The 24,696-nt window shown below is 38.0% G+C and carries 19 protein-coding genes; 8 read left to right on the top strand and 11 right to left on the bottom strand.

The genetic code is table 11. The features are described 5' to 3' along the window. The first annotated feature begins 92 nt into the window (after positions 1-92). The gene (locus KIM67_RS16270; RefSeq protein WP_250149296.1) at positions 93-788 is read left to right on the top strand and encodes a glycerophosphodiester phosphodiesterase family protein; all 696 of its coding nucleotides are present in this window, start codon (positions 93-95) and stop codon (positions 786-788) included. Beyond that, positions 788-2,059, top strand: a complete 1,272-nt coding sequence (locus KIM67_RS16265; RefSeq protein WP_213832612.1) for an NAD(P)/FAD-dependent oxidoreductase — start codon at positions 788-790, stop codon at positions 2,057-2,059. The genes KIM67_RS16270 and KIM67_RS16265 overlap by 1 nt, the downstream gene beginning before the upstream one ends. Here the strand turns inward: KIM67_RS16265 and KIM67_RS16260 are convergent, their stop codons facing one another. Together KIM67_RS16260 and glpK are read right to left on the bottom strand one after the other, a co-directional pair. Then, positions 2,060-2,788, bottom strand: a complete 729-nt coding sequence (locus tag KIM67_RS16260; RefSeq protein WP_213832611.1) for an MIP/aquaporin family protein — start codon at positions 2,786-2,788, stop codon at positions 2,060-2,062. It lies immediately after the preceding gene. A 56-nt stretch (positions 2,789-2,844) separates the two neighbouring features. Continuing rightward, entirely contained in the window at positions 2,845-4,341 is a 1,497-nt protein-coding gene (gene glpK / locus KIM67_RS16255; protein WP_213832610.1) for a glycerol kinase GlpK, read from the bottom strand. 71 nt (positions 4,342-4,412) lie between these two features. On the opposite strand from glpK, the gene KIM67_RS16250 reads away from it, so the two are divergent. Further along, entirely contained in the window at positions 4,413-4,952 is a 540-nt protein-coding gene (locus KIM67_RS16250; protein WP_213832609.1) for a DUF1697 domain-containing protein, read from the top strand. Positions 4,953-4,962: 10 nt separating this feature from the next. Here KIM67_RS16250 and KIM67_RS16245 read toward each other — a convergent pair whose 3' ends face one another. Further along, positions 4,963-5,436 carry a TspO/MBR family protein gene (locus tag KIM67_RS16245; protein ID WP_213832608.1) on the bottom strand — a complete coding sequence of 158 codons (474 nt, stop codon included), beginning with the start codon at positions 5,434-5,436 and terminating at the stop codon, positions 4,963-4,965. A gap of 90 nt (positions 5,437-5,526) precedes the next feature. Between KIM67_RS16245 and KIM67_RS16240 the strand changes: the two genes are divergently transcribed. From KIM67_RS16240 to KIM67_RS16225, 4 genes are all read left to right on the top strand, one after another. Further along, positions 5,527-6,612: a diphosphomevalonate/mevalonate 3,5-bisphosphate decarboxylase family protein gene (locus KIM67_RS16240; protein WP_213832607.1), complete on the top strand. Its 1,086-nt coding sequence runs from the start codon at positions 5,527-5,529 to the stop codon at positions 6,610-6,612. A gap of 145 nt (positions 6,613-6,757) precedes the next feature. After that, positions 6,758-7,696: a mevalonate kinase gene (locus KIM67_RS16235; protein ID WP_163417633.1), complete on the top strand. Its 939-nt coding sequence runs from the start codon at positions 6,758-6,760 to the stop codon at positions 7,694-7,696. Positions 7,697-7,705: 9 nt separating this feature from the next. Beyond that, positions 7,706-8,611 (top strand): geranylgeranylglycerol-phosphate geranylgeranyltransferase, encoded by a 906-nt coding sequence (locus tag KIM67_RS16230; RefSeq protein WP_213832606.1) that lies wholly within the window; start codon positions 7,706-7,708, stop codon positions 8,609-8,611. Next, complete coding sequence (locus KIM67_RS16225) at positions 8,611-9,564, top strand: carbon-nitrogen hydrolase family protein (protein ID WP_213832605.1); 954 nt, start codon at positions 8,611-8,613, stop codon at positions 9,562-9,564. Before KIM67_RS16230 ends, KIM67_RS16225 begins: the two co-directional genes overlap by 1 nt. A gap of 173 nt (positions 9,565-9,737) precedes the next feature. Here KIM67_RS16225 and KIM67_RS16220 read toward each other — a convergent pair whose 3' ends face one another. The 4 genes from KIM67_RS16220 to KIM67_RS16205 form a co-directional block, all read right to left on the bottom strand. After that, a complete protein-coding gene (locus KIM67_RS16220; protein ID WP_250149295.1) occupies positions 9,738-10,709 on the bottom strand; it encodes an acyl-CoA thioester hydrolase/BAAT C-terminal domain-containing protein in 972 nt (323 codons plus the stop codon). Positions 10,710-10,967: 258 nt separating this feature from the next. Further along, on the bottom strand, positions 10,968-13,688 hold the full coding sequence (locus KIM67_RS16215; RefSeq protein WP_213832604.1) for a DEAD/DEAH box helicase family protein: 2,721 nt from the start codon (positions 13,686-13,688) through the stop codon (positions 10,968-10,970). 166 nt (positions 13,689-13,854) lie between these two features. Beyond that, complete coding sequence (locus tag KIM67_RS16210; RefSeq protein ID WP_250149294.1) at positions 13,855-17,109, bottom strand: AsmA-like C-terminal region-containing protein; 3,255 nt, start codon at positions 17,107-17,109, stop codon at positions 13,855-13,857. Positions 17,110-17,371: 262 nt separating this feature from the next. Beyond that, positions 17,372-20,182: a S9 family peptidase gene (locus tag KIM67_RS16205; RefSeq protein WP_213832603.1), complete on the bottom strand. Its 2,811-nt coding sequence runs from the start codon at positions 20,180-20,182 to the stop codon at positions 17,372-17,374. A gap of 121 nt (positions 20,183-20,303) precedes the next feature. On the opposite strand from KIM67_RS16205, the gene KIM67_RS16200 reads away from it, so the two are divergent. Then, entirely contained in the window at positions 20,304-21,146 is an 843-nt protein-coding gene (locus KIM67_RS16200; protein ID WP_213832602.1) for a pseudouridine synthase, read from the top strand. Positions 21,147-21,230: 84 nt separating this feature from the next. On the opposite strand, the gene rsgA is transcribed toward KIM67_RS16200, so the two are convergent. The 4 genes from rsgA to KIM67_RS16180 form a co-directional block, all read right to left on the bottom strand. Beyond that, the gene (rsgA, locus tag KIM67_RS16195; protein WP_213832601.1) at positions 21,231-22,286 is read right to left on the bottom strand and encodes a ribosome small subunit-dependent GTPase A; all 1,056 of its coding nucleotides are present in this window, start codon (positions 22,284-22,286) and stop codon (positions 21,231-21,233) included. Between the two features lie 343 nt (positions 22,287-22,629). Next, entirely contained in the window at positions 22,630-23,550 is a 921-nt protein-coding gene (locus KIM67_RS16190; protein WP_213832600.1) for an NAD(P)-dependent alcohol dehydrogenase, read from the bottom strand. A gap of 168 nt (positions 23,551-23,718) precedes the next feature. Next, positions 23,719-24,138 (bottom strand): hypothetical protein, encoded by a 420-nt coding sequence (locus KIM67_RS16185; protein WP_213832599.1) that lies wholly within the window; start codon positions 24,136-24,138, stop codon positions 23,719-23,721. 78 nt (positions 24,139-24,216) lie between these two features. Then, entirely contained in the window at positions 24,217-24,597 is a 381-nt protein-coding gene (locus tag KIM67_RS16180) for a DUF1851 domain-containing protein (protein WP_213832598.1), read from the bottom strand. Positions 24,598-24,696 lie beyond the last annotated feature (99 nt).

The following is a 24,696-nucleotide window of genomic DNA, read 5'->3' as shown; positions in this document are numbered from 1 at the left end:
TCAAGTTGTATTTTTAATGGTGTAAAATAATCATGATGAAGAAAAACATACCATTAGCTTTAGTAGCTGCTTTTTTACTCAATAGTTGTAGTATGATAGAAAAAAAACCATTGGTCATCGGACACAGGGGCGCTATGGGACATGAGACCGAAAATACGTTGGCTTCGGTCCAGAAAGCCTTGGATTTGGGTGTGGATATGATAGAAATCGATGTGTTCAAGATATCGAGCGGGGAAATAGTGGTCTTTCATGATGAACGCGTGGAACGCCTTTCCAACAGTGGTGGCAACATCGAAGAATACAACATCTATGATTTAAAAAAACTTACCCTTGACGGAAACCATAAAATTCCGATGCTTCAAGATGTTCTAAAACTAATTGATAATAAAGTAGCACTGAACATAGAACTTAAAGGAGCCAATACTTCTGAAAGGGTAAATTTTATAATAGAAAACTATATTGAAGGAAAAGGGTGGATTTTGGACAATTTCGTTATCTCCAGCTTTAATTGGGACGAGTTGAGGGAAATGCGAAAAATCAATGCAAACATAAAGATTGCCGTATTGACCGAAGAAGACCCAATGGATGCAATTTCAGTAGCCAAAGAATTAAATGCTGTCGCTATAAACCCTGATTACACAACATTGACCGAAGAGAATGCGGGAAAAATTAAGGATGAGGGGTTTAAAATCTACACATGGACGGTCAATGAACCTGACGATATTCAAAGAATGAAAGCGTTTGGAGTAGATGGCATTATCACCAATTTTCCAGAACGGGTACATTAATGTTCGATGTCATAATCGTTGGTGGTGGCGCAGCAGGATTTTACACGGCCATCCATATTGCAGAGCAGTCACCAAAGCTTAAAATTGCCATCTTTGAAAGAGGAAAGAATGTACTTTCAAAAGTCAAGGTCTCAGGTGGCGGTCGTTGCAATGTAACCCATGGTGAATTCTCTGCACATGAATTGGTAAACAACTATCCCAGGGGCAGAAAAGAACTTTTGGGTCCATTTCATACCTATGCTCCCATAAACGTCATGACATTTTTTGAGGAAAGAGGAGTGCCCTTAAAAGTAGAGTCCGACGGACGGGTTTTTCCACAAAGCAATTCCTCACAATCCATTATTGATTGCCTTCTTTCGGAAACGAAACGTCTGAGAATACAGGTTTTAAAAAATAGTGCCGTTAAACACTTCAAGAAAAATGAAAACGGTGACGGTTGGCAGGTAACCACCATGAACAAGCACTACAACTGTACAAAACTGGTCCTGTCAACTGGAAGCAACCCCAAAATGTGGACTATCTTAGAGTCGATAGGGCATAAGGTGGTTTCACCAGTTCCCTCGCTGTTTACCTTCAATATAAATGATGAACGGATAAAGGGAATTCAAGGAGTAAGTGCATTTGCCACTGCTGAAGTTTTACCAAAGAAGATTTTTTCATCCAAAGTAGATGTCAAACTAAAGAGTGTTTCAAGAGAAGAACCGGTTCTACAATCCGAAGGCCCCGTATTGATAACACATTGGGGGTTGAGTGGTCCTGCTATTTTGAAGCTTTCGGCATGGGGGGCAAACATATTGCATGATTATAAATATAATTTTAGGATAAATGTTAATTGGACTCCCGAGTATTCAACAGAGTCTATGGAGATGCTCCTTAAAGAAGTAAAAAAGGTAGAAACAAAGAAAACTATCTTGAGAACACAGGTAGTGGATTTGCCCAGAAGGTTGTGGTCAAGTTTGGTAAAGGCTGCCGGTATCGAAAAAGACTTAAAATGGACGGATGTTACAAAAGAAAAACTCCAAAATTTAGCACAACAGCTTACGCAATGTTCGTTTAGAGTCGAAGGGAAAAGTACTTTTAAAGAGGAGTTTGTAACCGCTGGAGGCGTAGATTTAAAAGAAATTAATTTCAAGACTTTTGAAAGCAAAATACACCCAAACCTTTACTTTGCTGGAGAAATAATAAATGTGGATGCAATAACGGGTGGCTTCAATTTTCAGAACGCTTGGACGGGCGCTTACATAGCTGCACAAGCAATCTCTTCCGAATAATCATTGAAGAACCATAGCGATACCTGCGGCAAGGGCAGCTCCCAGAATTGGTCCTACTACGGGAATCCAAGAATAACCCCAACCATTGGAACCCTTGTTTTTAATTGGAACCAATGCATGAATGATTCTCGGTCCTAAATCCCTGGCAGGGTTAATGGCATAACCGGTCGTTCCACCCAAACATAAACCTATTCCCCATACAATAATAGCAACGGGCAATGCCCCAAGAGAACCCAAACCAATTATGGTATTGTCCTTCATGGAAACAGCATCGGTAAAATAGAGTACGGCAAAGACCAGAACAAAAGTACCTAGAATCTCGGTCAACATGTTTAAAAAAACATTGGGAATGGCAGGCGCATTACAGAAAACACCTCTTTTACTATTTCCATCTTCAGTGGCATCAAAATGATCCTTGTTCATTAGCCACACAAAGAAGGCGCCAAGCATAGCCCCTATAAATTGAGCCAAAATATAATTAGGAACATCATAAATAGAGAACTCTCCTGCTATTGCTAGACCAATAGTAACGGCAGGATTGAGATGTGCGCCGCTGTAAGGTCCTGCGACGACTACTCCCGTGTATACGGCAAAAGCCCATCCTGTTGTAATCACTATCCAACCTGAGTCGCTTCCATAGGTTTTTTTTAATGATACGTTTGCGTTTACACCGCATCCCAAAAGAATGAGGAGGAACGTTCCCATAATTTCAGCAATAAAGGGAGTCATGGTTGGTTTGTTAAAGTTTTATGGGTAAATAGTTTTGTTTGTCAACTGCCAATAGTTTACTGATTTTTTGTCCAGTGTTCCAAAGCTTCAATGGCCCTGTACCATCCTTTAATTCCAGCATCTATATACGCTCTTTCATTGGATGGTTTAAAATGGACATCGGTTTGCCAAATATCCTGAATTTCTTCCTGGCTTTCCCAATACCCAACAGCAAGTCCGGCCAAATAAGCCGCCCCCATCACTGTAGTCTCTACTATTTTTGGTCGAATAGTTACGGTGTTCAAAACATCTGCCTGGAATTGCATCAACAAATCGTTTACAGTGGCACCGCCATCGACCCTAAGCTCTTTTATCGAAATTCCAGAATCTGCTTCCATGGCTTTCAAAATATCCATGGTCTGGTAGGCAATGGATTCTAAAGCGGCTCTGGCAATATGTGCATCGGTACTTCCACGGGTTAGTCCAAAAATGGTTCCTTGGGCATGTTGATTCCAATGCGGGGCACCCAATCCAGCAAAGGCTGGCACAAAATAAACACCTTCTGAGCTATCCACAGAACCTGCAAGTTGCTCAACATCAGAAGAGGTTTTTATAATTTTTAGACTATCACGAAGCCATTGCACGACCGCTCCGGCAATAAAAATACTTCCTTCCAGTGCATAATGCGTTTTTCCATTTATTTTCCAGGCTACCGTGGTCAAAAGGTTGTTTTTAGAAACAATGGGCTTTTCACCAATATTCATAAGCATAAAACAACCTGTGCCATACGTATTTTTCACCATTCCCTGCTTGGTGCACATTTGGCCGAACAATGCTGCTTGTTGGTCACCGGCAATACCAGCTATTGGAATTTTAGCAGCGAAAAAATTTGGACTTGTATTTCCGTATACCTCGCTGGATTGCCTTACTTCGGGGAGCATACTTTTGGGGATGGTAAAAAGTTCCAAAAGTTCATTGTCCCATTCCATGGTATTTATGTTGAAGAGCAAGGACCTGGATGCATTGGTAACATCGGTAATGTGCATTTTCCCCTCGGTCATCTTCCAGATTAACCAGGTATCTATGGTGCCGAGTACCAAATCACCGGCTTCAGCTTTTTCGCGAGCACCTTGAACATTGTCAAGGATCCACTTTACTTTGGTGCCCGAGAAGTAAGAATCAATGACCAGACCGGTCTTTTCCCGTATCATTTCAGATTTCCCTTGACTTTTAAGTTCGTCACAATAATTTGCAGTTCTTTTGTCTTGCCAAACTATGGCATTGTATATGGGTTTGCCTGTATTTCTGTCCCATACCACAACAGTTTCACGTTGATTGGTAATCCCTATCGCAGCAATTTGTTCTCCTTTCAATCCTTTTTTGCTTACGGCTTCGGCTGCCATCCCTGCTTGTGTGGCCCAAATTTCATCTGCATCGTGTTCTACCCATCCTGGCTTGGGGAAAATTTGGGTGAACTCTTTTTGGGAAACGGATATTATAGTTCCTTTTTTATCGAAAACTACGGCTCGGGAACTTGTGGTGCCTTGATCTAAGGCAAGGATATACTGATTCATTGTGTTAATTTAATGCGTTTGAATTTACTAAAATAAATCGGAGTAATTTTATTCAAGAAAAATTGTAGCTGATGAAAACCTATGTAGCACTTCTTAGGGGAATTAATGTAAGCGGCCAAAAGAAAATTAGAATGGCCGATTTAAAACAATCGCTAGAAAATCACGGTCTTCATAAAGTAACAACGTATATACAGAGCGGAAATGTTGTTTTTGAAAGTGAAAAGACCAGCGTTAAGCAACTTGAAAAAACCATTCACAAAGTTATTTTGGCCGATTTTGGATTTAGTGTACCAACTTTGGTAACCACTGGAGAAGCGTTAAAGCAAATTTTGGATTCTAATCCATTTGCCAACGAATTAGTAGAGAACAGCATATATTTTGTCTTACTTAAACAACCTCCCGAACAAGTTTTGAAAGAGAAATTCAAAGTTGAGCAATTCGTGCATGAAGACTTTCATATTACTGACACATGCGTCTATCTCTGTTGTAAAAAAGGGTATGGCAATGCAAAATTGAACAACAACTTGATTGAACGGAAACTTAAAGTTGAAGCTACGACCCGTAATTTAAAAACAATGCAAAAATTGATTGTAATGGTGGAAAAGAGTTGATGACATATAATCAATTCAACTCCCAGATTTTATAATTTAAGAGTGTTGCAAAACCAACCCATAGCAGATAAGGGGCCAGCAGAATTGCGGCTGTTTTACTTACCACGCTAAACCATTTCATGGTCAAGATGATTAGTGTTAAAAGCGTAAGAATGACCAAGAGTGCCCAAAATGGACTTTGCAGTCCAAAAAAAACAATACTCCACAAGGCATTAAAGAGCAATTGAAAGCCAAAATGGTACAGGGCCGTTTTTACCCAAATATGATGGAACCCTTTGGACCAAACGATTCCTGCCGAAACCCCCATCATAATATAGAGTAGGGTCCAAACAGGAGCAAATAGCCAATTAGGCGGATTGAAACTGGGTTTGCTCAAGGTTAAGTACCAATCATTAACCGAACTTTGCGTTGCAAAACTGGATAAAAAACCAATAAGCAGACAAATGATAACCGAAATTGAAATGTTGATAATCTTTTTTTTCATGGTAAGTGCAATTCCCTCTAAAATAAGAATTTATTTGTACCTATTTCTCGTATCGTAGCTTGCACCTTATATTTGCCCAAATATTTTTCAATGACCGAAAAAGACTTTCTGTCCAAAAGTTATAACGATTTACCTTCAGAGGGAAAAGTTACATGGAAAGCGCCCAGTAATATTGCTTTGGTCAAATATTGGGGAAAAAAGGCCAATCAGATCCCTGCTAATCCATCCATTAGCTTTACGCTCGATGCCTGTGCAACGACGACCTCGGTTTCATATACCAAAAAGGAAGGTGATAGTCCGCAATTTTCGTTTGATTTAATTTTTGAAGGAAAACCCAAAGAAGATTTTAAGCCGAAGATTCAGACTTTTTTTGAACGCATAGAAAAGTATCTTCCTTTCTTAAAATCGTATCACTTCATAATTGAAACATCAAATTCCTTTCCCCATAGTAGCGGAATAGCTTCTTCTGCAAGTGGAATGGCCGCCTTGTCCCTATGCCTTATGGACATTGAAAAAAAGTTGAATGGTAGTATGAGCGAGGATTTTTTTAAAAAGAAAGCCTCTTTTTTGGCACGTTTGGGCTCGGGAAGTGCGGGCAGAAGTATCGAAGGGGATTTAATTCAATGGGGCAAATATGCCGCTATCGAGGAAAGTTCCGATTTGTACGGAGTACGGTATCCCTTTAAAATAGCCACTGTTTTTAAGAATTTTCATGATACCATCTTATTGGTGCACAAAGGACAAAAACAAGTAAGTAGTTCTGTTGGGCATAATTTAATGCACGACCATCCGTATGCCGAAAGACGTTTTGCCCAAGCCCATGAAAATTTGGATAAACTGAAAACTATTTTTGAAAATGGGGACTTGGATAACTTCATAAGAATTGTTGAAAGCGAAGCACTGACCCTACATGCAATGATGATGACAAGCATGCCTTATTTTATCCTTATGAAACCAGATACCTTGGAAATCATCAATAAAATATGGAGTTATAGGGCTTCAACAAAAGTACCGTTATGTTTTACGTTGGATGCAGGCGCCAATGTACATCTATTATATCCTGAATCGGTGAAAGAAAAAGTTATTCAATTTATTCAGGATGAATTAGTTGTGCATTGCGAGAAGGGACATTATATTTGCGACCGAATTGGCGATGGTGCAAGAAAGTTACGTTGATTTAGTACGTCTAATACACTGAAAAGAAAGTATTGGCGTTCAAATAAACGTAATTAATTGAAAGTTTTGAATTTTGAACATCAATTTTGTTTATCTTTATTTTGAAATATGTTAAACAAAATGGAATTTCACGAATAAATATAACATGAAAGGGCCGTTATTTTACTCTAAAATTTTACTCTTTGGAGAGTACGGAATTATTAAAGACTCCAAAGGACTCTCTATTCCCTACAATTTTTTTAAGGGAGCCTTAAAGACCGATGATAACACTTCGGCTTCTGCAAAAAAGTCAAATGAGAGTTTAAAAGAGTATGTCGGATATCTAAGAAAATTGGAACAAGAAGAGAAAGACTTGGTCTCTTTTGATTTGGAAACACTTCAGGCAGATGTTGACCATGGAATGTATTTTGACAGTTCCATTCCCCAAGGTTACGGCATTGGCAGTAGTGGGGCGTTAGTTGCGGCTATTTACGATAAATATGCAACCGATAAAATAACCGTTCTCGAAAACCTGACCCGAGAAAAACTCTTGCGACTTAAAGCGATTTTTGGGAAAATGGAATCCTTTTTCCACGGTAAGTCTTCTGGTCTAGACCCGCTGAACAGTTACTTGAGCTTACCAATCCTTATAAATTCTAAGGACAATATAGAATCTGCAAGCATTCCATCCCAAAACAAGGAGGGCAAAGGCGCAGTTTTCTTATTGGACAGTGGCATTACTGGTGAAACCGCGCCAATGGTTCAGATTTTCATGGAAAAAATGAAGCAGGAAGGATTTCGTAGCATGCTTAAAAACCAATTCATAAAGCACACGGATGCCTGTGTAGAGGATTTTTTAAATGGAAATGTAAAATCCCTTTTTGGTAACTTGAAAGAGCTTTCCAACGTAGTTTTTGACAATTTCAAGCCTATGATTCCAGCTAAGTTCCACCAACTTTGGCAAAAAGGTATTGAGACCAATGATTATTATTTGAAGCTTTGCGGTTCAGGTGGTGGTGGTTACATTCTTGGCTTTACACAAGATTTGGAAAAAGCCAAAAAAACATTGCAAGGTCATAACCTAGAAGTGGTGTACAACTTCTAATCGTATCACATGCTTACTAGAAAAAATAAACTCCTGCTGTTTAAGCTATTGAGTTTGTTTTCCGTGGTTCGGGGATATAACATTCTAATGATTACCCTGGCACAATATTTAGCTTCCATTTATATTTTATCTCCAGATTTGCCTTTGCGAGAGGTTGTTTTCGACATTAATCTTTTTTTGATCGTGACAGCATCGGCATTGGCAATAGCGGGCGGTTATATCATCAATAACTTCTACGATGCCGAGAAAGATTTGATCAATAAGCCAACAAAGAGTATGCTGGACAGGTTGGTAAGCCAACGATTTAAATTGACAACCTATTTCATCCTCAATTTTTTGGCTGCTGTGGCTGCCAGTTATATATCATTTAGAGCGGTATTTTTCTTCTCGGCCTATATTTTTGGAATCTGGTTGTATTCGCATAAATTAAAGCGTATTCCATTTATTGGCAATTTGGTTTCGGCCTCATTGGCCATAGCTCCCTTTTTTGTCGTTTTCGTCTACTATGCAAATTTTCAGACCGTAATTTTTGTACATGCCCTTTTTCTCTTCCTATTGATTTTGGCTCGGGAAATGATCAAAGATTTGGAAAATATGGCTGGCGATATGGCACAAAACTATAAAACCATTCCAATCATATATGGAGTGAGGATTTCTAAGCTAATTATTGGATCGTTGATTGTGATGACGCTTATTCCTTCGCTTTTACTGATCAATACTTTTGATGTTGGCTATATGTACCTGTTCTTTTTTGCCTGTATTCTTCTTTTGGGTCTTTTTATCATTCTGTTATGGAAAGCCAGCGGTAAAAAGCACTACGTTTGGCTGCATAATATTCTAAAATTTATTATTGTGGCGGGTGTTTTCAGTATTTTGTTGATCGATGTTGATTTGGTCTTAAATCGAATTTTATAATGGAAAATCTTTTAAAAGTGGCAATGGCCCAGATTGCCCCAGTTTGGTTGGACAAACTGGCTACGCTTGAAAAAATAGAAAACTCAATTGAAGAAGCTGCAAAAAACGGAGCGGAACTCATTATTTTTGGCGAAGCTTTTTTACCTGGATACCCTTTTTGGTTGGCACATACCGAAGGCGCTGCGTGGGACTTAAAAGTGAATAAAGAGCTGCATGCACATTACGTCAGAAATTCAATCCAGATTGAAGCTGGTGAGTTGGATGCCATTTGTAGAATCGCCAAGGAGAAAAATATTGCAGTGTATCTGGGAATGATGGAACGTGCCAAGGATAGGGGTGGGCATAGCCTATATTGCTCGTTGGTCTATATCGATCAAAATGGAGAGATACAATCGGTGCATCGCAAATTACAACCTACCTATGATGAGCGTTTGACCTGGGCGCAGGGGGATGGTAACGGGCTCAAAGTACATCCTTTAAAACAGTTTACCGTTGGGGGATTGAACTGTTGGGAGAACTGGATGCCACTTCCACGAGCAGCTTTATATGGACAAGGAGAAAATTTACATGTAGCGGTATGGCCGGGTGGTTTGCACAATACTAAGGACATTACCCGATTCATAGCTCGGGAATCCAGAAGCTTTGTAATCTCGGTATCATCACTGATGGCGACATCCGATTTTCCAAAAACAACCCCGCATTTAGAGAAAATCTTAGAGAAAGCTCCCAAAGTTTTGGCAAACGGAGGTTCTGCAATTGCCGCCCCCGATGGGGAATGGCTGGTAGAGCCTGTTATAGATAAAGAAGGACTGATTTATGAAACTTTGGATTTTAATAGGATCTATGAGGAACGACAGAATTTTGACCCCGTAGGCCATTATTCCCGACCCGATGTTACCAAGTTAATGGTAAACAGGGAGCGACAATCTACGGTTGAATTTGGAGATGAGTAACTACTTTTCCCTATACTATTATTTTGAGATTCTAAGATGTTGTAGTACTTTTTTAGTAGCACTTATTTATTTTGTTCAGTTGTAACTGAGTTTTCTTAATAGGTTAGAGTTTAATGTTTCCCAAATTTTGGTAATATGCTATATACGTTGCTAGCAACTACATTTTGCTAAATTTACATTTTTTCAAAAAATTCAATTAACTTTATTTTGGCATCTTGTTTGGCTTTATAATCTCCTTCATTAGTTCCACCGTATTCGTACTCATAGTTCTTTCCATCAATATTAATAGTTCCAGTCCTAAAATTTGAATTTTCCTCCGGATTGCTTGAAATTAAATGTCCGGCATTTTCATATTTTATATTTTGAAAAGAATGCTCAAAATTATTCTCTTTTAATCTTTCTTCTATCATGTCGGCCATTATTGATGATGGCCAAACCGCATCATCATTTCCAGAAAAAAGCAGAATAGGGCCATTAATTTTTTCTACTTTAATTAATGCTTTATTTACCAAATCTGTCTTCGTTAAACCTTTTTTCCAGTATTCAATCATTTTAATTTTGTCTGAGTTGTTTCCAGAAATTTTATTCATGGGTATATACGGAATATCAATTCCTTTATATTTCCAACTTGGTTTCAATTCATTTGAATTGTATGGTAGCACTGTATTTGACCAAGAAACAGAACTTGGGGCATAGGCAACAACTCCGCTTACAATCTCTGGAAATGTTGAAGCAATTATTAATGCTAACTCTGCATTTCTTGATGCTCCCATTATTACTATTTTATTTGAGTCAACTTCTTTCTGATTTCCCAACCACTTAATGGCATTTTCAAAGTATTCTAAATTAATTTCTTCTGGTAATTTTGGCAAACCCTCTTTTCTTGTATAGGGTAATGATAATCCGACCATTTCTTTATTTGCAAATTCTTTTGCCCAGTAATCACCCCATTGACCACCACCTATTAAAACTACTGACGCTTTGTTTTTGGTAACATCTTTAACGAAATAATTTGCTTGAAAACCATTCTCATTTACCACTCTTGACCTTACTCCATTAAAAAGTATATTATTGGCAATAAAATATCCAACAAGTAACAGTATAATTACTCCAAATGCGATAAAATATTTTCTGTATATTTTCATTTTCTTTAGGTTGTTGCTAACTAAAAGCGATACGAACTTGTTTTAATGAATCATACCTTGAGATAAGTGAAGTTAGCTTTTTAGAATTACAAACCTGACCTCAAATTAATGAATTCGTCATATAAATTGATAGAATCTATTTCTGAGGGTTTCCAGAACTGGAAATACTTCGAGCAGCCAAGTCAATAAGGTTCTTTGATTATGGATGTCAGCGCTTTTGCCCGTAATACGTATAACCGCAGTCGGGCGTAGGTTTTTTTACTTCCACTTATTTACATGTTCCACTTCTGTATCAAACTGTGCTGCCAATGATTTTACTCTTGACTTTAAAAGTATTTTTCTACCTTCAATTGTTCGTGTAAAAATCAGGTCGCAAGAACCAACAAGTCGTTCCCATTGGTTTTTAAAATATTCCGCTAAATTCTTATTTCGTCCGAGTATTTCAGGAACAGAATGATAGTCTTTTTGTTTTATGAACAATATAAACTTGTTCTTTCTGATGATTACATATCTAGGATTGTCAATAGGGACAATTACTTCTTTTAGTGCATTTATAAAAGTTGATTTGTCGAAAGTTGTTCCGCCTTCTAAATGACAGAAAATAGCTCCCCACTTGTCCACTGAGGTTTCTACCTTTAATTTTGAATAGTCTGTCTTTATGACTCCTACTTTAATTAAGGAGTTTAAGAGTGCGTCACCAATTTGTTGAATGTCTTTTGAAATATCCCGGTATTTAAAATACAATCTTAATGTCTTAAATGTAAGTCTGCCAAAAATTGCCATTCCAACTGCTCCAAAAACGGCAAGGAATACATACAGATCTTGCATAGACTTTATGTTTCTTGCTACCTTGCCAAGCCCTTGTAAATTTTCTAAACCAAAAGCAACTAAACCCGAACCTAAAGTCGCAAGGAGGTTGCCAATTGTTTTATTCAAGTACATTGACTTAACAGCTTTGTAATCCTTTTCCTCTGGAAATGGAATTCTAATCTCTTCAACAAGTGTAACGCCTGTTTCAAGTGCCTTTTTCCATCTTTGTTTTAAACTTTCTCTGTCGCCTGCATAGGAGAACATTTCAACGTTCTTTTTCTCCGCTTCTTCTTTTTGATAAATGTTTACTGACAAGTTTAGGCGTCCAATTCCATTTTCTATTCCGGGCTCTTCTTTGAATGAAATGCCCACAAAACTTCTAAATCGCCTTTTTAATAGATCAAAATCGTCTCCGCCCGCTGGCGAGGTTGGATCAATACAGACCAAATGCCAAATGTTTCCTGTTTTATTGTCATTCCCGTTTTGTGTTCTTATAGCTCTGCCACGCATTTGGTTGGAAAGCACAAATGAACCTACAAAACTTGCCAAGATCAATGAGTTGATTGCAGGTGCGTCCCAACCTTCGCCCAATAGAGATTTCGTTCCAATTAATACTTCAATTTCTCCAAGCTGAAATATTTGGGTTACTATGTGAACAATGTTGTGTTTGAGTTGCTTTGTTTGGCTAATTATAATATAATTACTATCAAAAGGAACAGGGCTTGAATTGATTTGGGTAATTCCGTATTTCGCTGCTTTTGTCTCAAATGCCTCATAAGCTCTAAGTGGAATAATAATGATAGAACCTGTGAGGACAGCAATTCTTATATTGTCCTTGTTTTCCCGCCTTAATTTTTCAAAGATCGGAATGATGCCAATTTTGTTCAGTTCAAGATTGTTTTCAGGCGCATTGATGAAAAATTCTTTGCGAATAAAGTCTGAAAGAATTACTAATCGTAGATCTTTTCTTAATTGTTTGTATTCAAAATCAACGATATTTTTGATGCCGTTTAGTTTACTGATACTAGAAGTCAAAAACCCTGTTATTCTATTATTGTGCGAAAAATTAATTTGCCGCCTTTCAATTGCTCCATATCTTCTTAATCGGTTTTCCAGTGTTTTTTGATGTTCTTCGAAAACTTTGAAATATTCCTTTTCTTTATAGAGATAGAAATCTAAAAGCGTTTCGATCCATTTATAATCAAGTTTGGGAATTTTAAACTTCTTGTCGCCAATGACTTCAAGATGTATTTCAGGAATTTCTTTTTCGTTGGCATTAAGAAATATTAAGCAAGCTGAATAATAGGAGAGATTATTATAGATCCAATCTAATTGCTCCGTTGGATTTTGCCAAATGGGATGTTGCTCAATTGCCTTGATGATGGTTTCATCTTTTTTTATTTCCTGAAAAAGCTTTTCAATGTTCTGTCTGAATTCAATAATTTTTTGATTTTCTTTCTCTGTTGGTAAGGTAAAATGAACATAATCTTGATGAGGGCATAAATCCCCCTCGATCACTAATTCGGGAACTGAAATTTCAGTATCAACAGGTCCATTTAAATCAACGTAGCGTTGCCATTCTGTCGCGGTTACATCATAGGGAGGGGTAGCTGTTAAGCCAACAATTACTGGTGCTAATTTTTCTTTGACTTTTATAAGCGTTTGCCACCATTCACTTTTTAAATGGTGAGCTTCGTCTACAACAATAGTTTTGATGTTTTGAGATTTTAGTCCACTTACAATAGTATCAAGTTCTGAGTTGGTGGATTTACCGTTTCCATTTTCTTCGGTTTCTTCTTCACCAATTTCTTCTTCTTCAACTCTCCAATTATTACAGGCTGCATGAAGCCCTTGATATGTTACAACTGTCATAAACTCTGGATTGCGAATATCTCTCGAAATCCAATTAGGTGTCAAGTTGGTTTGAAGAAAAAGTTCACAAAATCTTCGTATCCATTGATTGCGGATTGCGATTGTGGGTGCAAGAATTAAAGTTGGTCTATTAAGTCGAATTGCAACTTCAAGCCCCAATACTGTTTTACCTGAACCTGGTGGTGCAATTACATGTAGATGTTGGTCAGATAGGTGGTCTTGCAATTCGTCAAGCACTCGTTGTTGGTACTTTCTCCAACTATATTTGAATTTTGTGTCTTTCGGATATTCTGTCAATCTGCAATGTATTGTTTCAACTTACGCCCAATAAAAGGGACATGAATTTGTTTTAATGAATCATACCCCAAGATAAGTGAAGTTAGCTTTTTAGGATTACAAACCTGACCTCAAATTGATGAATCCGTCATATCAATTGACAAAATCATCAGTACTAAATAACAGCTTATTTATCGTTGCCCTTACCCAACGAGATTTTATAGTCATCTATGTTTCCGTGTAACTTTAGGTTGAGGTATTTGACTTTCCTGTTTGGGTCGACCTCTATGATTTTGTCGTTCGCGGCAATGGAATCTTTTTTCTTCTTATTTCCGAACAGCTTGTAGACGGCAGCTTGTTTAACGGTCTTCCAAGGTATTTTAATGTTATAGGCTATATTGTTTTCCAAATCTTGAGTTCCCGATATTTCTAGGTGTCCCAAGGTCGATTCGATGGTCATGTTCGGTATGTTGATGCGCCCTTGGTTTACGTCCAAATGGTTTTGAAGGGTATCAAAACGAATATTTTTAAGGTTTTTATCGCCCATATAATCCGATAGCATGGACATGGGTTTGTAGTTCACTAAACGACCACTGAGTACTTGAACATCCATCTGTATTTCCGATTGGTCCAAATCTGGAACAAGATCAGGATACATCCTAATTTTTCCGTTGATTTGAGAAGAAACCTTTCCATGCAAGTTCTCTGAGACCAAATGGTCCTGACCAAAATTTTCAAACTTGAACAGGATTTTGTCCAGATCAACATTGTTAAGGGTGAGATTGGGATTCAGATAGATATGGTCTGGGTCACTACCATTAAAATACCCAGATAGGTTAAGACTGCCTCCTGCTGCATCCATGCTAAGCGTATCTACATAGACAAAATGATTTTGTGTGGTGCGTATACTTGCATTTATATTCTTTAGATCAATACGATTGCGTATAAAATGATCAATATTGATGTCAAACTGCATGTCTGTAAAAGGGAGTTCGTAAATATTGAAAGCTTCCGCATGCTCTTTGACATCAGCAGTTTTTGTATTGGTAGTTTTATGAGGAGCGGGAGGTTGTGTGTCAAAGTTGAAAAGTTGATCGTAATCAATGTAGTTTGCATTTAGGGCAAGATAGTTTTCTCGCTTTTTGGCGTTTTGTTCTTCCCCCAGATAATAGTTCAAGTTCACGTCAAAAACTGTTCTGCCAATTTCCCCATGGAACTTTTCGATTACTAGCTGCTCATTCTCATAGTGGATTCGACCTTTAAAGTCGTGGAATCGCATAGGATGTAGTTGCATTTTGGTATCTAGTTTATCAAGGTCCACATCAATGGAATGCAACATGGAATCTATGTAGTGCATGCTGGAATTCACGTGCAATGTCAATTTTTCGAATGTTTCGTGCCTATATTCTTTGGGTACGTAGTTTTCGCCTTTGTACGAAAAAATATCTTCCAGTCTAAGTAAGTCAGAAGTTAATGTAACATCCAATTTTACATCCCCATTGAGTGTCTCCTTTAGCCAAAATCCATAGTCATGTGCCATTCCGTTTAAATGGAAGTCGGAATCATCTACGTAACCCGTAAAATCCACAACCTTAAGGTCTTTATCATCTATATGAAAATCTGCATGAAAGTCATGCAATGTATGGGGATAGTATTTGAGTCGTGCGTTTAGACTATCAATAAAAAATTCTCCTCTAGGCAAAAATTGGGATTCCGTAAAGTCTTGGGCCGAAGCTTTAAAAGAAAATCCTGCACTTAGATCTTCTATTTTTTCATTGATACCTTTTTTATCTATCTCTGAAAATCCTGTCAATTCGGCAATATCTAGAACATCTGATTTAATATCAAGATGTACTTCCACAGGGGTCTCTTTATGGTGGACGATAGCAGGTAGGTCCGATAGGTTTCCTGTCATGGACAAATCTGAATTCCCGACCTGCATATCAAATTGATCAAGTACCGCATCTTTCCCGTTCATGATAAGATGCATGTCCAACTTTTTTAGTGGCGCAGGTAAATTTGCCGAAGAAATCTGGAGATCTGTCACCTTTAATTCGCTAAAGTAGGCCTGGTTGAGGTCGCTGATGGCTTTTTCCGGTTGATCTAGATCGATAATGTCGTGAAATCGCATTTTTAGAAACACATTTCCTGAGACATTTTCAATATCGGTAATGTTCAGAAACTTGGTCATAAACGCTAAATTGAAATCGGCGTTCACCTGCATATCCACTTCGGGTTCTTCAAAGTTTTTTACAACTAAAGTGCCTGAAAAATTACCGGACTCCAACTTGGCGTTCATGTCTGTAAGGGAAAATTCCATCGTTTTCATGCTACGATCTTCACCATTGGTGAAATATCCCTTGAATCCCATTTCGTTGATACGCTTTCGTTCTTCTATGTTTTCCAAAAAAGCTTCACTTGCTCCGAATGTGGCTTCAATGAACGGCATCTTTCCGTCACTAAGTGGCCCTTTAACTATACCGTTAAAATAAATTTCCCCTTCATTTTCGTAGCGTTCCAAAACAGGTATAAGGCCTTCAGGAGCAAAAGCAATGAACATATCGAAATTGGGCTTGTTCCCTTTGACAGTAAGGTCGATTTCCATATTGTTTTTGGTGTCGAGGGTTCCTTGGAGGTCAAAGTTGCCGTGTTCCATGATAATACCAGATGGCTTTATCTTAAGCACTCCTGTTTTTTCATTAAAAGTCACATCGGTGTGTAACTCAAAATGCTTATGATGGATATAGGTTTTTTCGCTATCCTGGAATATGTTTAATTGGAATTCGGTATCGATATGGCCGGCAATAAAATCTTTGCCCAACTTGAATCCACCATTGCCCGAGTAAATAACAGTTTCGATGTCGGTATTTGTAGCTTCATTCAACTTGAGGATGTTGAAATTTTGTAACTTAATATTTTTGAGATGTAGATTTATTGGCTCGCCTTCTTCTGTTTCACTGGTAGTTTTTAGAGCATTTTGAAGATTATTGGTTCCGTTTTCATGAAGAACAATATCAATTTTTCCTTCCTTTAGAAACAGCGATTGTATTTCATAGTTTCCCTTAACGATGTCCCACAGGTTAAGACCAACATAAAGATTGTGTACATTGATAGCCGTGGGCGCATTATCCGCTTTTGTCTCATATATTTTTAAATCGTAAAGCTTCAGGGAAATATATGGGAAGTTCCCAAACAGTGATAATTTGGAATCGTCCATGGTAATTAGACCCTTATGTTGTTGATTTAGATCCGCTATTTTATCTTGGAGGATATCGTTTTGGGCATAGTGAATGTAGAGCAATAAAACACCCAGAAGCAATATGGGTAATAGAATGGCAACAGCAATAAACCGCCACCAGAACTTTCGTTTTTTTAAAAATGGAAACTTCATGCCGTACGTAAAGGTTCTTATGGTTCTCATCAAACGAAAAAATCGTTTCATGATTGTTCACTATTTAACGAATAAATTTCGGGGATTTATACATATAAATTTGATTTAAACTAATGATTGTACCATATCAATTGATGGATTCAAGTAAAAGCCTGAATTTAAGGGCCAATGTTCTCGAACTTACTTCATCTTGAGCACGGTCGAAAGGCTCGAACTGACAATAACAAAAAATTTGATACCCATAGGGTATTATTCCATGCCCAATGTAGGTAACGGTGAATCGAAAATAATAATCAACAGTCCAATTTGAAGATCAATCTTCGTCGGTCCCATCCAAAAGTTCATATCCTTGCCTGATGCCTTTCTCCATAGGGGGAACACCACGATGCATCCATGCTGGTTTGGATTCTCCTTTCAAAAAATGGTCAAAGAACTGCGCCAATCGAATATTGAAATCTTTACGATTTTGAAGCTTTAAGGGCCAGTGCGGTTCTTCGTTATAATTTAAAAACCATGATGGCTTGCCCAATCTACGTAGGCTTACAAATAATTCAATGCCTTGGTACCAAGGTACATGACCATCGGCATCGTTGTGCATGATCAATAAAGGAGTATTTATTTTATCAATGTTGAAAATAGGGGAGTTTTCCATATATCGGGTAGGGAACTCCCATGGCGTACCTCCAATTCTACTTTGGGTATGCTCGTATTGGAATTGACGGCTCAGACCCGTCCACCAACGTATTCCGCCATAGGCACTGATCATATTGGGTACGGGAGCCCCTGCCTCTGCGGCTTTGAAAATATCTGTCTTTGTCACCAAATGGGCAATCTGATAACCACCCCAGCTATGCCCTTGTACTCCAATGTTGTCCGAATCAATATAACCTTTTTCAACTAAGGAAGTAATACCGGGAATCACACAATTATAAGCGCTTTCCCCCGGATAACCAATACGGTAATGCACATCTGGGTTAAAGATGACGTAACCCCGACTGGTGTAAAAACTATAATTAAGTGAAGACCGTTCAGCCCTGGGATGACGATGCCTATGAAGTCTATCCGAGCTTTTTTCATAGAAGTTCACCAACAGGGGATATTTCTTGTTGGGGTCAAAATTTTCGGGCTTCACAAGCAAGCCTGTAAGTTTTTTACCATCCAATGAAATCCAGTTTACCAACGCTATAGTGCCCCAGTTGTACTCTTTCTGTTGCGGGTTGGCATTACTGAGCTTGATGTCTTTTTTGAAGTTAAGATCGGTAAAACGTAGATCGGGAAATTCTTTAAAGGACTGTCTGGTGAAAATCAGCTTATCGGTAAGAGCTGCTTTTGTTGGTGTTGCGTAACTGTACGGTCCGGAAACAAGTTGTTTTACAGTGTTCGACTTGGGATTGTATTCAGCATAACCCCCATCTTTGGACACCTCATTAAAGGTGCCCAGTAAGAGTTTTTGGTCAAAATCGATGGCGGGCTCTTCCTCATCCAAATGCAGATAACGATATACCGTTTTGGCTTTCCTACCCTTGGTCAATTTAGTCCGACTGCCAGTCTCTGGATTAATTTTCCAAATATCATAGCGGTCATAGATCAATAACGCCGTATCATTCTTGGTCCAACCTGCAACGCCATAGGAATTGGGGTAATTGGGGTAATCGTTTTCTTCATTGTAGAACACAGCATCCTTGGTGAGGGGCCTATAGTTGCCCGATTGTAAATTATAGGTGAACCATGTACTGTCTATCCTACTATATCCATAACCGTACTTTGCTTTGGGGCTAAGCCGCATACGGGGCATTTTTTTTACTTCCGATTGTGTCTCTCCTGTTGCGGTATTTATAACCTTGTAGTCGTAATAACGTCTCGCCGTCCATTGACTTGGCAGTTCATAAGGTGTAGCGTTACGTACCAAAGCATAAGGGGCATTGCCATTATCTCCCAGTTGGGTATCCATGTAGGTGCTATCTGCTAATATAACAAGCCGTTTGTCCTTAAGGAGTACGGCTGTTTTAAATGATTGTATCGTATCATTCTTAAGTTGTAGTTCTTGAACAGTATATAATTTGGGCTCGTCATACGTCCAAACCTCAACATTGACAATTTCCTCTTTTAATAAGGAAGTGTCCTTTTTAATAGGGGGCTTTGCAAGACCAAAAAACAACTTGGAATCGTCTCTGGAGAAATGTATTTTTCCGTGTTTGGAAACTACATAATTAGCAGGCGCGCTGGTATTGTCCACAATTTTTTCGGCAGTAGCCTTGCCTTCTTGCCAAAGAAAAAGTTCGTTTGGGCGCAGCTGGATTTTTGTGGTATCCGTGTCTGCAATAAAACCGAGATTCTTGCCAGATTCGCTGAAGTTGAGCTGAAAATATTTTCCTTTTTTTGCTTCGTGGAGCATAGTGGTCTGCATTGTTTCCATATTAATGACAAAGACCCCGGCATTCGCATCTTTTGTTTCGCCTGTTGTTGTGTAGGCAAACCATTTACCGGTTTTGGCAAAAGTATAATCGGTCACAAACTTTATGGTATCCTGTGTATTGGTCGAAAGGTTCCTAAGCACCAAATGATACCCATTCTTTTTGCTCACCTTTTTGGGTTTGTCTTTTTTCTTTTCGATAGGTGATACGGAATCTTTTTCCTCCTCTTTTTTCGTATTCTCTTTTTTGATGTCTTCGAGTTGATAGGCCAGAAACCCTGACCATTTTTCCGGCAGCTTGTACGTTTTTATGTTTCCTATTTTTACAAGGTTTTTCGTCTTTAGGTTAAAAATTCCCAATGAATCCTTCGGCAGCCTGTCTTTTTTTACCTTTCTTTTTTTTAGGGCAACCACGCTGTCTTTCCATGGTTTTATTGTAAAGAGTGCATATTGTGAATCATAGGTAAAATGACCCTCTTTGCCACGGTCATATTCCAAAAGAAAATCGCCTTTGGAATCCTGTATCTTCAAAAAATTATCTTTTTCACCCTTTTCCAAATCGTATAGTGAATAGGAGCCATCTGGTGAAATGGCCTCATCTTCCACGGTATTCCAAAGATTGATATCAGAATGGTCCAATACCTTTTTTTGGGCAAAAGATTCGACTAGCGAAAGGGTACTAAGCAACAGCAGAGGGATGATTTTTTTCATTTTGATTAACTATAGGCGCATATCAAAGGTAATGGTTACTTGAGAAATACGATTCAGGTATTTTAAGGAAAGCGTTGTCCGATGATTTGCAATATGTACCTTTGCAAAAATTTAATGACTGATGGCGAAATCAGACTATAACCGAAAAGGGAAGTCTTCGAATAGAACAACGAGCGGAGACAAGCGGAAGCAGTATTCCAAAAATTACAATCCTACCAGAAAAAAAGCTGCCCCTCCTAAAAATAGCAATCCCAACGAAATGCGTTTGAATAGGTATGTAGCCAATGCGGGAATATGTTCCCGTAGGGAGGCGGATACTTATATTGCAGCGGGCAACGTATCCGTAAACGGGAAAGTAATTACAGAAATGGGTTATAAAGTTCAGTTAACGGATGATGTTCGGTTTGATGGTAGAAAACTAAACCCAGAAAAGAAAGAATACATACTACTGAACAAACCCAAAAACTTCATTACCACCACCAATGATGAAAAGGGCAGGCGTACGGTGATGGAACTTGTTTCCAGTGCTTCAAAATCCAGGCTTTTGCCCGTAGGGCGGTTGGACAGGAACACCACCGGACTTTTATTGTTCACCAACGACGGTGATCTTACCAAAAAACTAACGCACCCAACACATGGCGTTCGGAAAATCTACCATGTGCACTTGGACAAAAATCTTACTTTGGCCGATTTGCGAAAAATAGAAGAGGGCTTAGAATTAGAGGATGGTAAGGTACAGGTCGATGATGTTAGTTATATACAGGGAGCGCCAAAAAAAGAAGTGGGCATTGAAATCCATAGCGGGCGTAACCGTATTGTTCGACGAATTTTTGAACATTTGGATTACCATGTTACCAAACTTGACCGGGTTATTTTTGCTGGGTTGACCAAAAAGGACCTGCCAAGAGGCCATTGGCGCCATTTAACGGAGCAGGAGGTCATTAATTTGAAGATAATCAAGTAATACTTTATCAAAAGTTTTATGATATTCAAAAAAAGCGGTCCAAGTTTATTTCTGAACCGCTGTTTCTTTGTGGGATAACGTACATTAGTACTTGTTCCGTTTCTTGATGTTTTTAATCATTTTTCCAAATTTTTTATCTTTTTTTCGTTTTTCAGAAACGGTTAATTCAAAGTGTTCCTTCTCTTTTTCCATTTTTAAATAATTCTGATAAGATGATAAATTAAGTTTATCGGAATTAAGGGCCTTTAAAACTGCACATCCAATTTCATCGATATGTTTACAATTCGAAAACTTACACTGTTTGGCCAAGCTGAAAATTTCATTGTAGGAATCGGTTATTCCATCTGTGGAACTTGTAATACCTATTTCCCGCATACCGGGATTATCAATAAAAATCCCTTTTTCGGTAACGAGTAACTCTCTATGTGTGGTGGTATGTTTTCCTCTATGTATACGCTCATTTATTTCTCTGGTTGCCATTACATTGTTACCAATTAAATTATTGATCAAAGAGGATTTGCCAACTCCCGATGAACCTAAAAAACAGTATGTCTTGCCTTTGAATAAATACGCCTCTAATTTTTTCAATCCTTTTTTGGAGGTATTGCTCAAACAAACCAGGGGGATGTGTTTTATCCGTTTTTGAACGGTGGTAACTAGCTGTTGTAATTCAATATCAGCTATCAAATCAATTTTGTTGAGAATGATAATAGGCTTGATTTCAGATGAATTGCATATCGTCAAATATCGTTCAATGCGATTTATGCTGAAGTCCCTATCAATAGCTTGAACGATAAACGCGAAGTCAACATTGGCAGCAATGACTTGTATATCACCATGCTTACCAATAGCCTGTCTGGATATGACAGAAACCCTAGGTATTATCTTATGGATTATTGAAATGTAAGCATCATAAATTACTAAAGCGACCCAATCCCCCACAGCAGGAAAATCTTCAGGGCCATTGGCCGAATATCTTAAGTTGCCAGTAATCTCTGCATCAAAGTCGCCCCGTTCTGTTTTAACAATGTACTTTTCTTTATGTTGTACAATAATTCTCCCAACTTCAAAATCTTTGAGGTTAGTATCAACTCTTAGTTTTTCGATTTCTTTGTTGTATCCAAAATCTTCTAGTTTCATATTCTGTATGTTTTAAAAAATTGTGTCTAATTCTCCTTTACATTGTGAGCAAAGGGTTTATTCGGAACATTTTGAAGTTCACTTCTTAGATGTTATCTAACCCAAATAATAGAGTAGACACAATCAATTTGATGTTTTATTTGAAAATGTAAATAAGTAGTAATGCTTCGGATGCTTATCCGAAGTTAAGATGATAGCCACTGAAGAACATGACTATCTATTTTACAATATCCGAATATGAAATTACGGCTGTTATGGACATAAACTTTTAAAAGTGTTTAAGTAACTACAAAGTACTCAATAAATTTTTGATTGCGGGCCATCTTTCTCAAAGTAATTTGTATTACACTTTTATTTCAATGACAACATTCCCTTTTTTACGACCTCTGTCAACATAGGTATGGGCACTTACAATGTCCTCAAGTGGATAACTTTTGTCAATAAAGGGCTTTATTTTTCCTTCCTCTGCCAACTCCTTTAATTTTAAGAGGTCTTCGCTCTTTTCCTTTGTCAGCATTTTAATGGAAACAAAGACACCGTTGTTCTTTAAAACCTTCTTGGCTTTTGATTTGCTGGTCTTTCCAACTGCATCAAAAACAATATCAAACGTTTCTTCAAGTAAAGCATAATCTTCTTGTGTATAATCAACCGTTTTGTCAGCTCCAAGGGATTTCACCATATCAATGTTTGAAGTACTACACACTCCGGTAACGGAGGAGCTAAAGCTTTTTGCGATTTGAACGGCATAGCTGCCTACACTTCCAGAAGCACCATAGACCAATACGCTCTTACCTTTGGAGATTTTTGCTTTTTCCAATAAAAACAGCGCGGTCATGCCTCCAATGGGCAAAGCAGCAGCTTTATTAAAACTGAGGTTAGTAGGTTTTACATCGACAACGCCATGTTTCCATTGCTCGGGCAAGCAAATATATTCAGCATAAGAACCGGTACCAAGCATTGTAGTCGTGCCGAAGACTTCATCACCAATGTTAAAACGGGTCACGTCTTTTCCTTTTTCTTCAACTACTCCGGACAATTCATGGCCAAGAATCTTCTTTTTGGGTTTAAAAAGTCCAAAAATCAACCTTGCTGGTAGCCAAAATAAAGTAGGGAAATCTGAACTGCGGAGCCTTACATCCCCGGAAGTAACTGTGGCAGCGTGAATCTTGACAAGAATTTCATGGTCTTTTGGTATAGGTTTCTCAATCGCTGTTACTTTAAGAACACTGGGAGGACCATATTTTTGGTAGAGAACAGCTTTCATTTATGATGGTCGATTGGTTATTTGGTTTTCAATATCATAAGTCTCCCTTGATTTTCCAAATGGTTCTTGATTTTGTTGGGCTATTTCAATTATGACTAATTAATGATTCTTTTGTAACAGAAGGTGGATTTAAGGAGTTTTTTAATCCAAGTACAGAACGTATTTAAATTAAAAACTTGATAAGTACCATTTGCCTTCTACTTTAACCATATTCATGGTTTCGTTGCTTCGACTTTCACCACTAGGGTGGTTAAACCAGAACGGGACTTTTGCCATTTCAGTTCCGTCTGAAGATAAAAAGTATGTAACCTCTCCTGAAACTCGTGCATTTTTAAAATAACTTATAAATTCATTTATCGTCTGTTCCGAAGAAGAAGCAATATCACAGATATATCTTTGGGTGTCTCCATCATTTGTTTTATTCGGGGGACATAGCGTATTAAGATTTGAATAATCTTGTTTATTAGCAGCTCTAAAAACTTCTCCAAGTACAAGTTTAGGATCGGATTGAAAATTTTCTGATTTCGATTGTGCTGCTACAATGATAAAGGCAAAACAGCATATTAATATGAATGATGTTTTTTTCATGATGTGATTTATTTTATGTTCTACAACGGTTGGTATAAACGACCGTTTCAATGCCGTTTATACCTGGCTGTTTACTTTTTACATTGTCATTTGAAATACAATATCTTGATAGATTTGTGCATTTCCCTTTTTTAAGTACTTCGTTTCCATATTTCCACCCATTGCCAAAACAGGTGTGAACGTAAATACTTCGTTTTCTTTTAAATTACCAAGTTCTGCTATTGCCTTTTCAAATAATGATTCCTTTAACCATTCTTCCCTGTCTTCTTCATTTGTTAGAAAATCTTCAAAAAAAGATTCAAGGTTCCAAACGATTGTTTCTATTTTTCGATATTGAATATCTATCATACAAATATCTTCATCTATTTCAGTTAGTTTTCGATAATAAAACAATTCGCCAAAGCCACTAATTGCGAAAGGAACGTAATTTTCCACTTCTCGTCCTAACCAAGTCCACAAAGAAGTGTAGCCTTCCCTAAAAATGTAAGCTTCCCTTAAAATAGGACAGCTTAAAATTAGAATTTTCTAACTTTAAATTTTAACTGTCACATGAAAAAA

The organism is Flagellimonas sp. 389 (assembly GCF_018449435.1).
Classification (GTDB): domain Bacteria; phylum Bacteroidota; class Bacteroidia; order Flavobacteriales; family Flavobacteriaceae; genus Flagellimonas.
Note: the sequence above shows the minus strand (reverse complement) of the source record. Positions and strands in the feature narration are given on the sequence as shown.

Excerpts from the sequence above, each read along its gene's own strand:
- KIM67_RS16270 (WP_250149296.1), top strand. The coding sequence starts at position 93 with ATGATAGAAAAAAAACCATTGGTCATCGGACACAGGGGCGCTATGGGA.
- KIM67_RS16265 (WP_213832612.1), top strand. The coding sequence starts at position 788 with ATGTTCGATGTCATAATCGTTGGTGGTGGCGCAGCAGGATTTTACACG.
- KIM67_RS16260 (WP_213832611.1), bottom strand. The coding sequence starts at position 2,788 with ATGACTCCCTTTATTGCTGAAATTATGGGAACGTTCCTCCTCATTCTT.
- glpK (WP_213832610.1), bottom strand. The coding sequence starts at position 4,341 with ATGAATCAGTATATCCTTGCCTTAGATCAAGGCACCACAAGTTCCCGA.
- KIM67_RS16250 (WP_213832609.1), top strand. The coding sequence starts at position 4,413 with ATGAAAACCTATGTAGCACTTCTTAGGGGAATTAATGTAAGCGGCCAA.
- KIM67_RS16245 (WP_213832608.1), bottom strand. The coding sequence starts at position 5,436 with ATGAAAAAAAAGATTATCAACATTTCAATTTCGGTTATCATTTGTCTG.
- KIM67_RS16240 (WP_213832607.1), top strand. The coding sequence starts at position 5,527 with ATGACCGAAAAAGACTTTCTGTCCAAAAGTTATAACGATTTACCTTCA.
- KIM67_RS16235 (WP_163417633.1), top strand. The coding sequence starts at position 6,758 with ATGAAAGGGCCGTTATTTTACTCTAAAATTTTACTCTTTGGAGAGTAC.
- KIM67_RS16230 (WP_213832606.1), top strand. The coding sequence starts at position 7,706 with ATGCTTACTAGAAAAAATAAACTCCTGCTGTTTAAGCTATTGAGTTTG.
- KIM67_RS16225 (WP_213832605.1), top strand. The coding sequence starts at position 8,611 with ATGGAAAATCTTTTAAAAGTGGCAATGGCCCAGATTGCCCCAGTTTGG.
- KIM67_RS16220 (WP_250149295.1), bottom strand. The coding sequence starts at position 10,709 with ATGAAAATATACAGAAAATATTTTATCGCATTTGGAGTAATTATACTG.
- KIM67_RS16210 (WP_250149294.1), bottom strand. The coding sequence starts at position 17,109 with ATGAAACGATTTTTTCGTTTGATGAGAACCATAAGAACCTTTACGTAC.
- KIM67_RS16205 (WP_213832603.1), bottom strand. The coding sequence starts at position 20,182 with ATGAAAAAAATCATCCCTCTGCTGTTGCTTAGTACCCTTTCGCTAGTC.
- KIM67_RS16200 (WP_213832602.1), top strand. The coding sequence starts at position 20,304 with ATGGCGAAATCAGACTATAACCGAAAAGGGAAGTCTTCGAATAGAACA.
- rsgA (WP_213832601.1), bottom strand. The coding sequence starts at position 22,286 with ATGAAACTAGAAGATTTTGGATACAACAAAGAAATCGAAAAACTAAGA.
- KIM67_RS16190 (WP_213832600.1), bottom strand. The coding sequence starts at position 23,550 with ATGAAAGCTGTTCTCTACCAAAAATATGGTCCTCCCAGTGTTCTTAAA.
- KIM67_RS16185 (WP_213832599.1), bottom strand. The coding sequence starts at position 24,138 with ATGAAAAAAACATCATTCATATTAATATGCTGTTTTGCCTTTATCATT.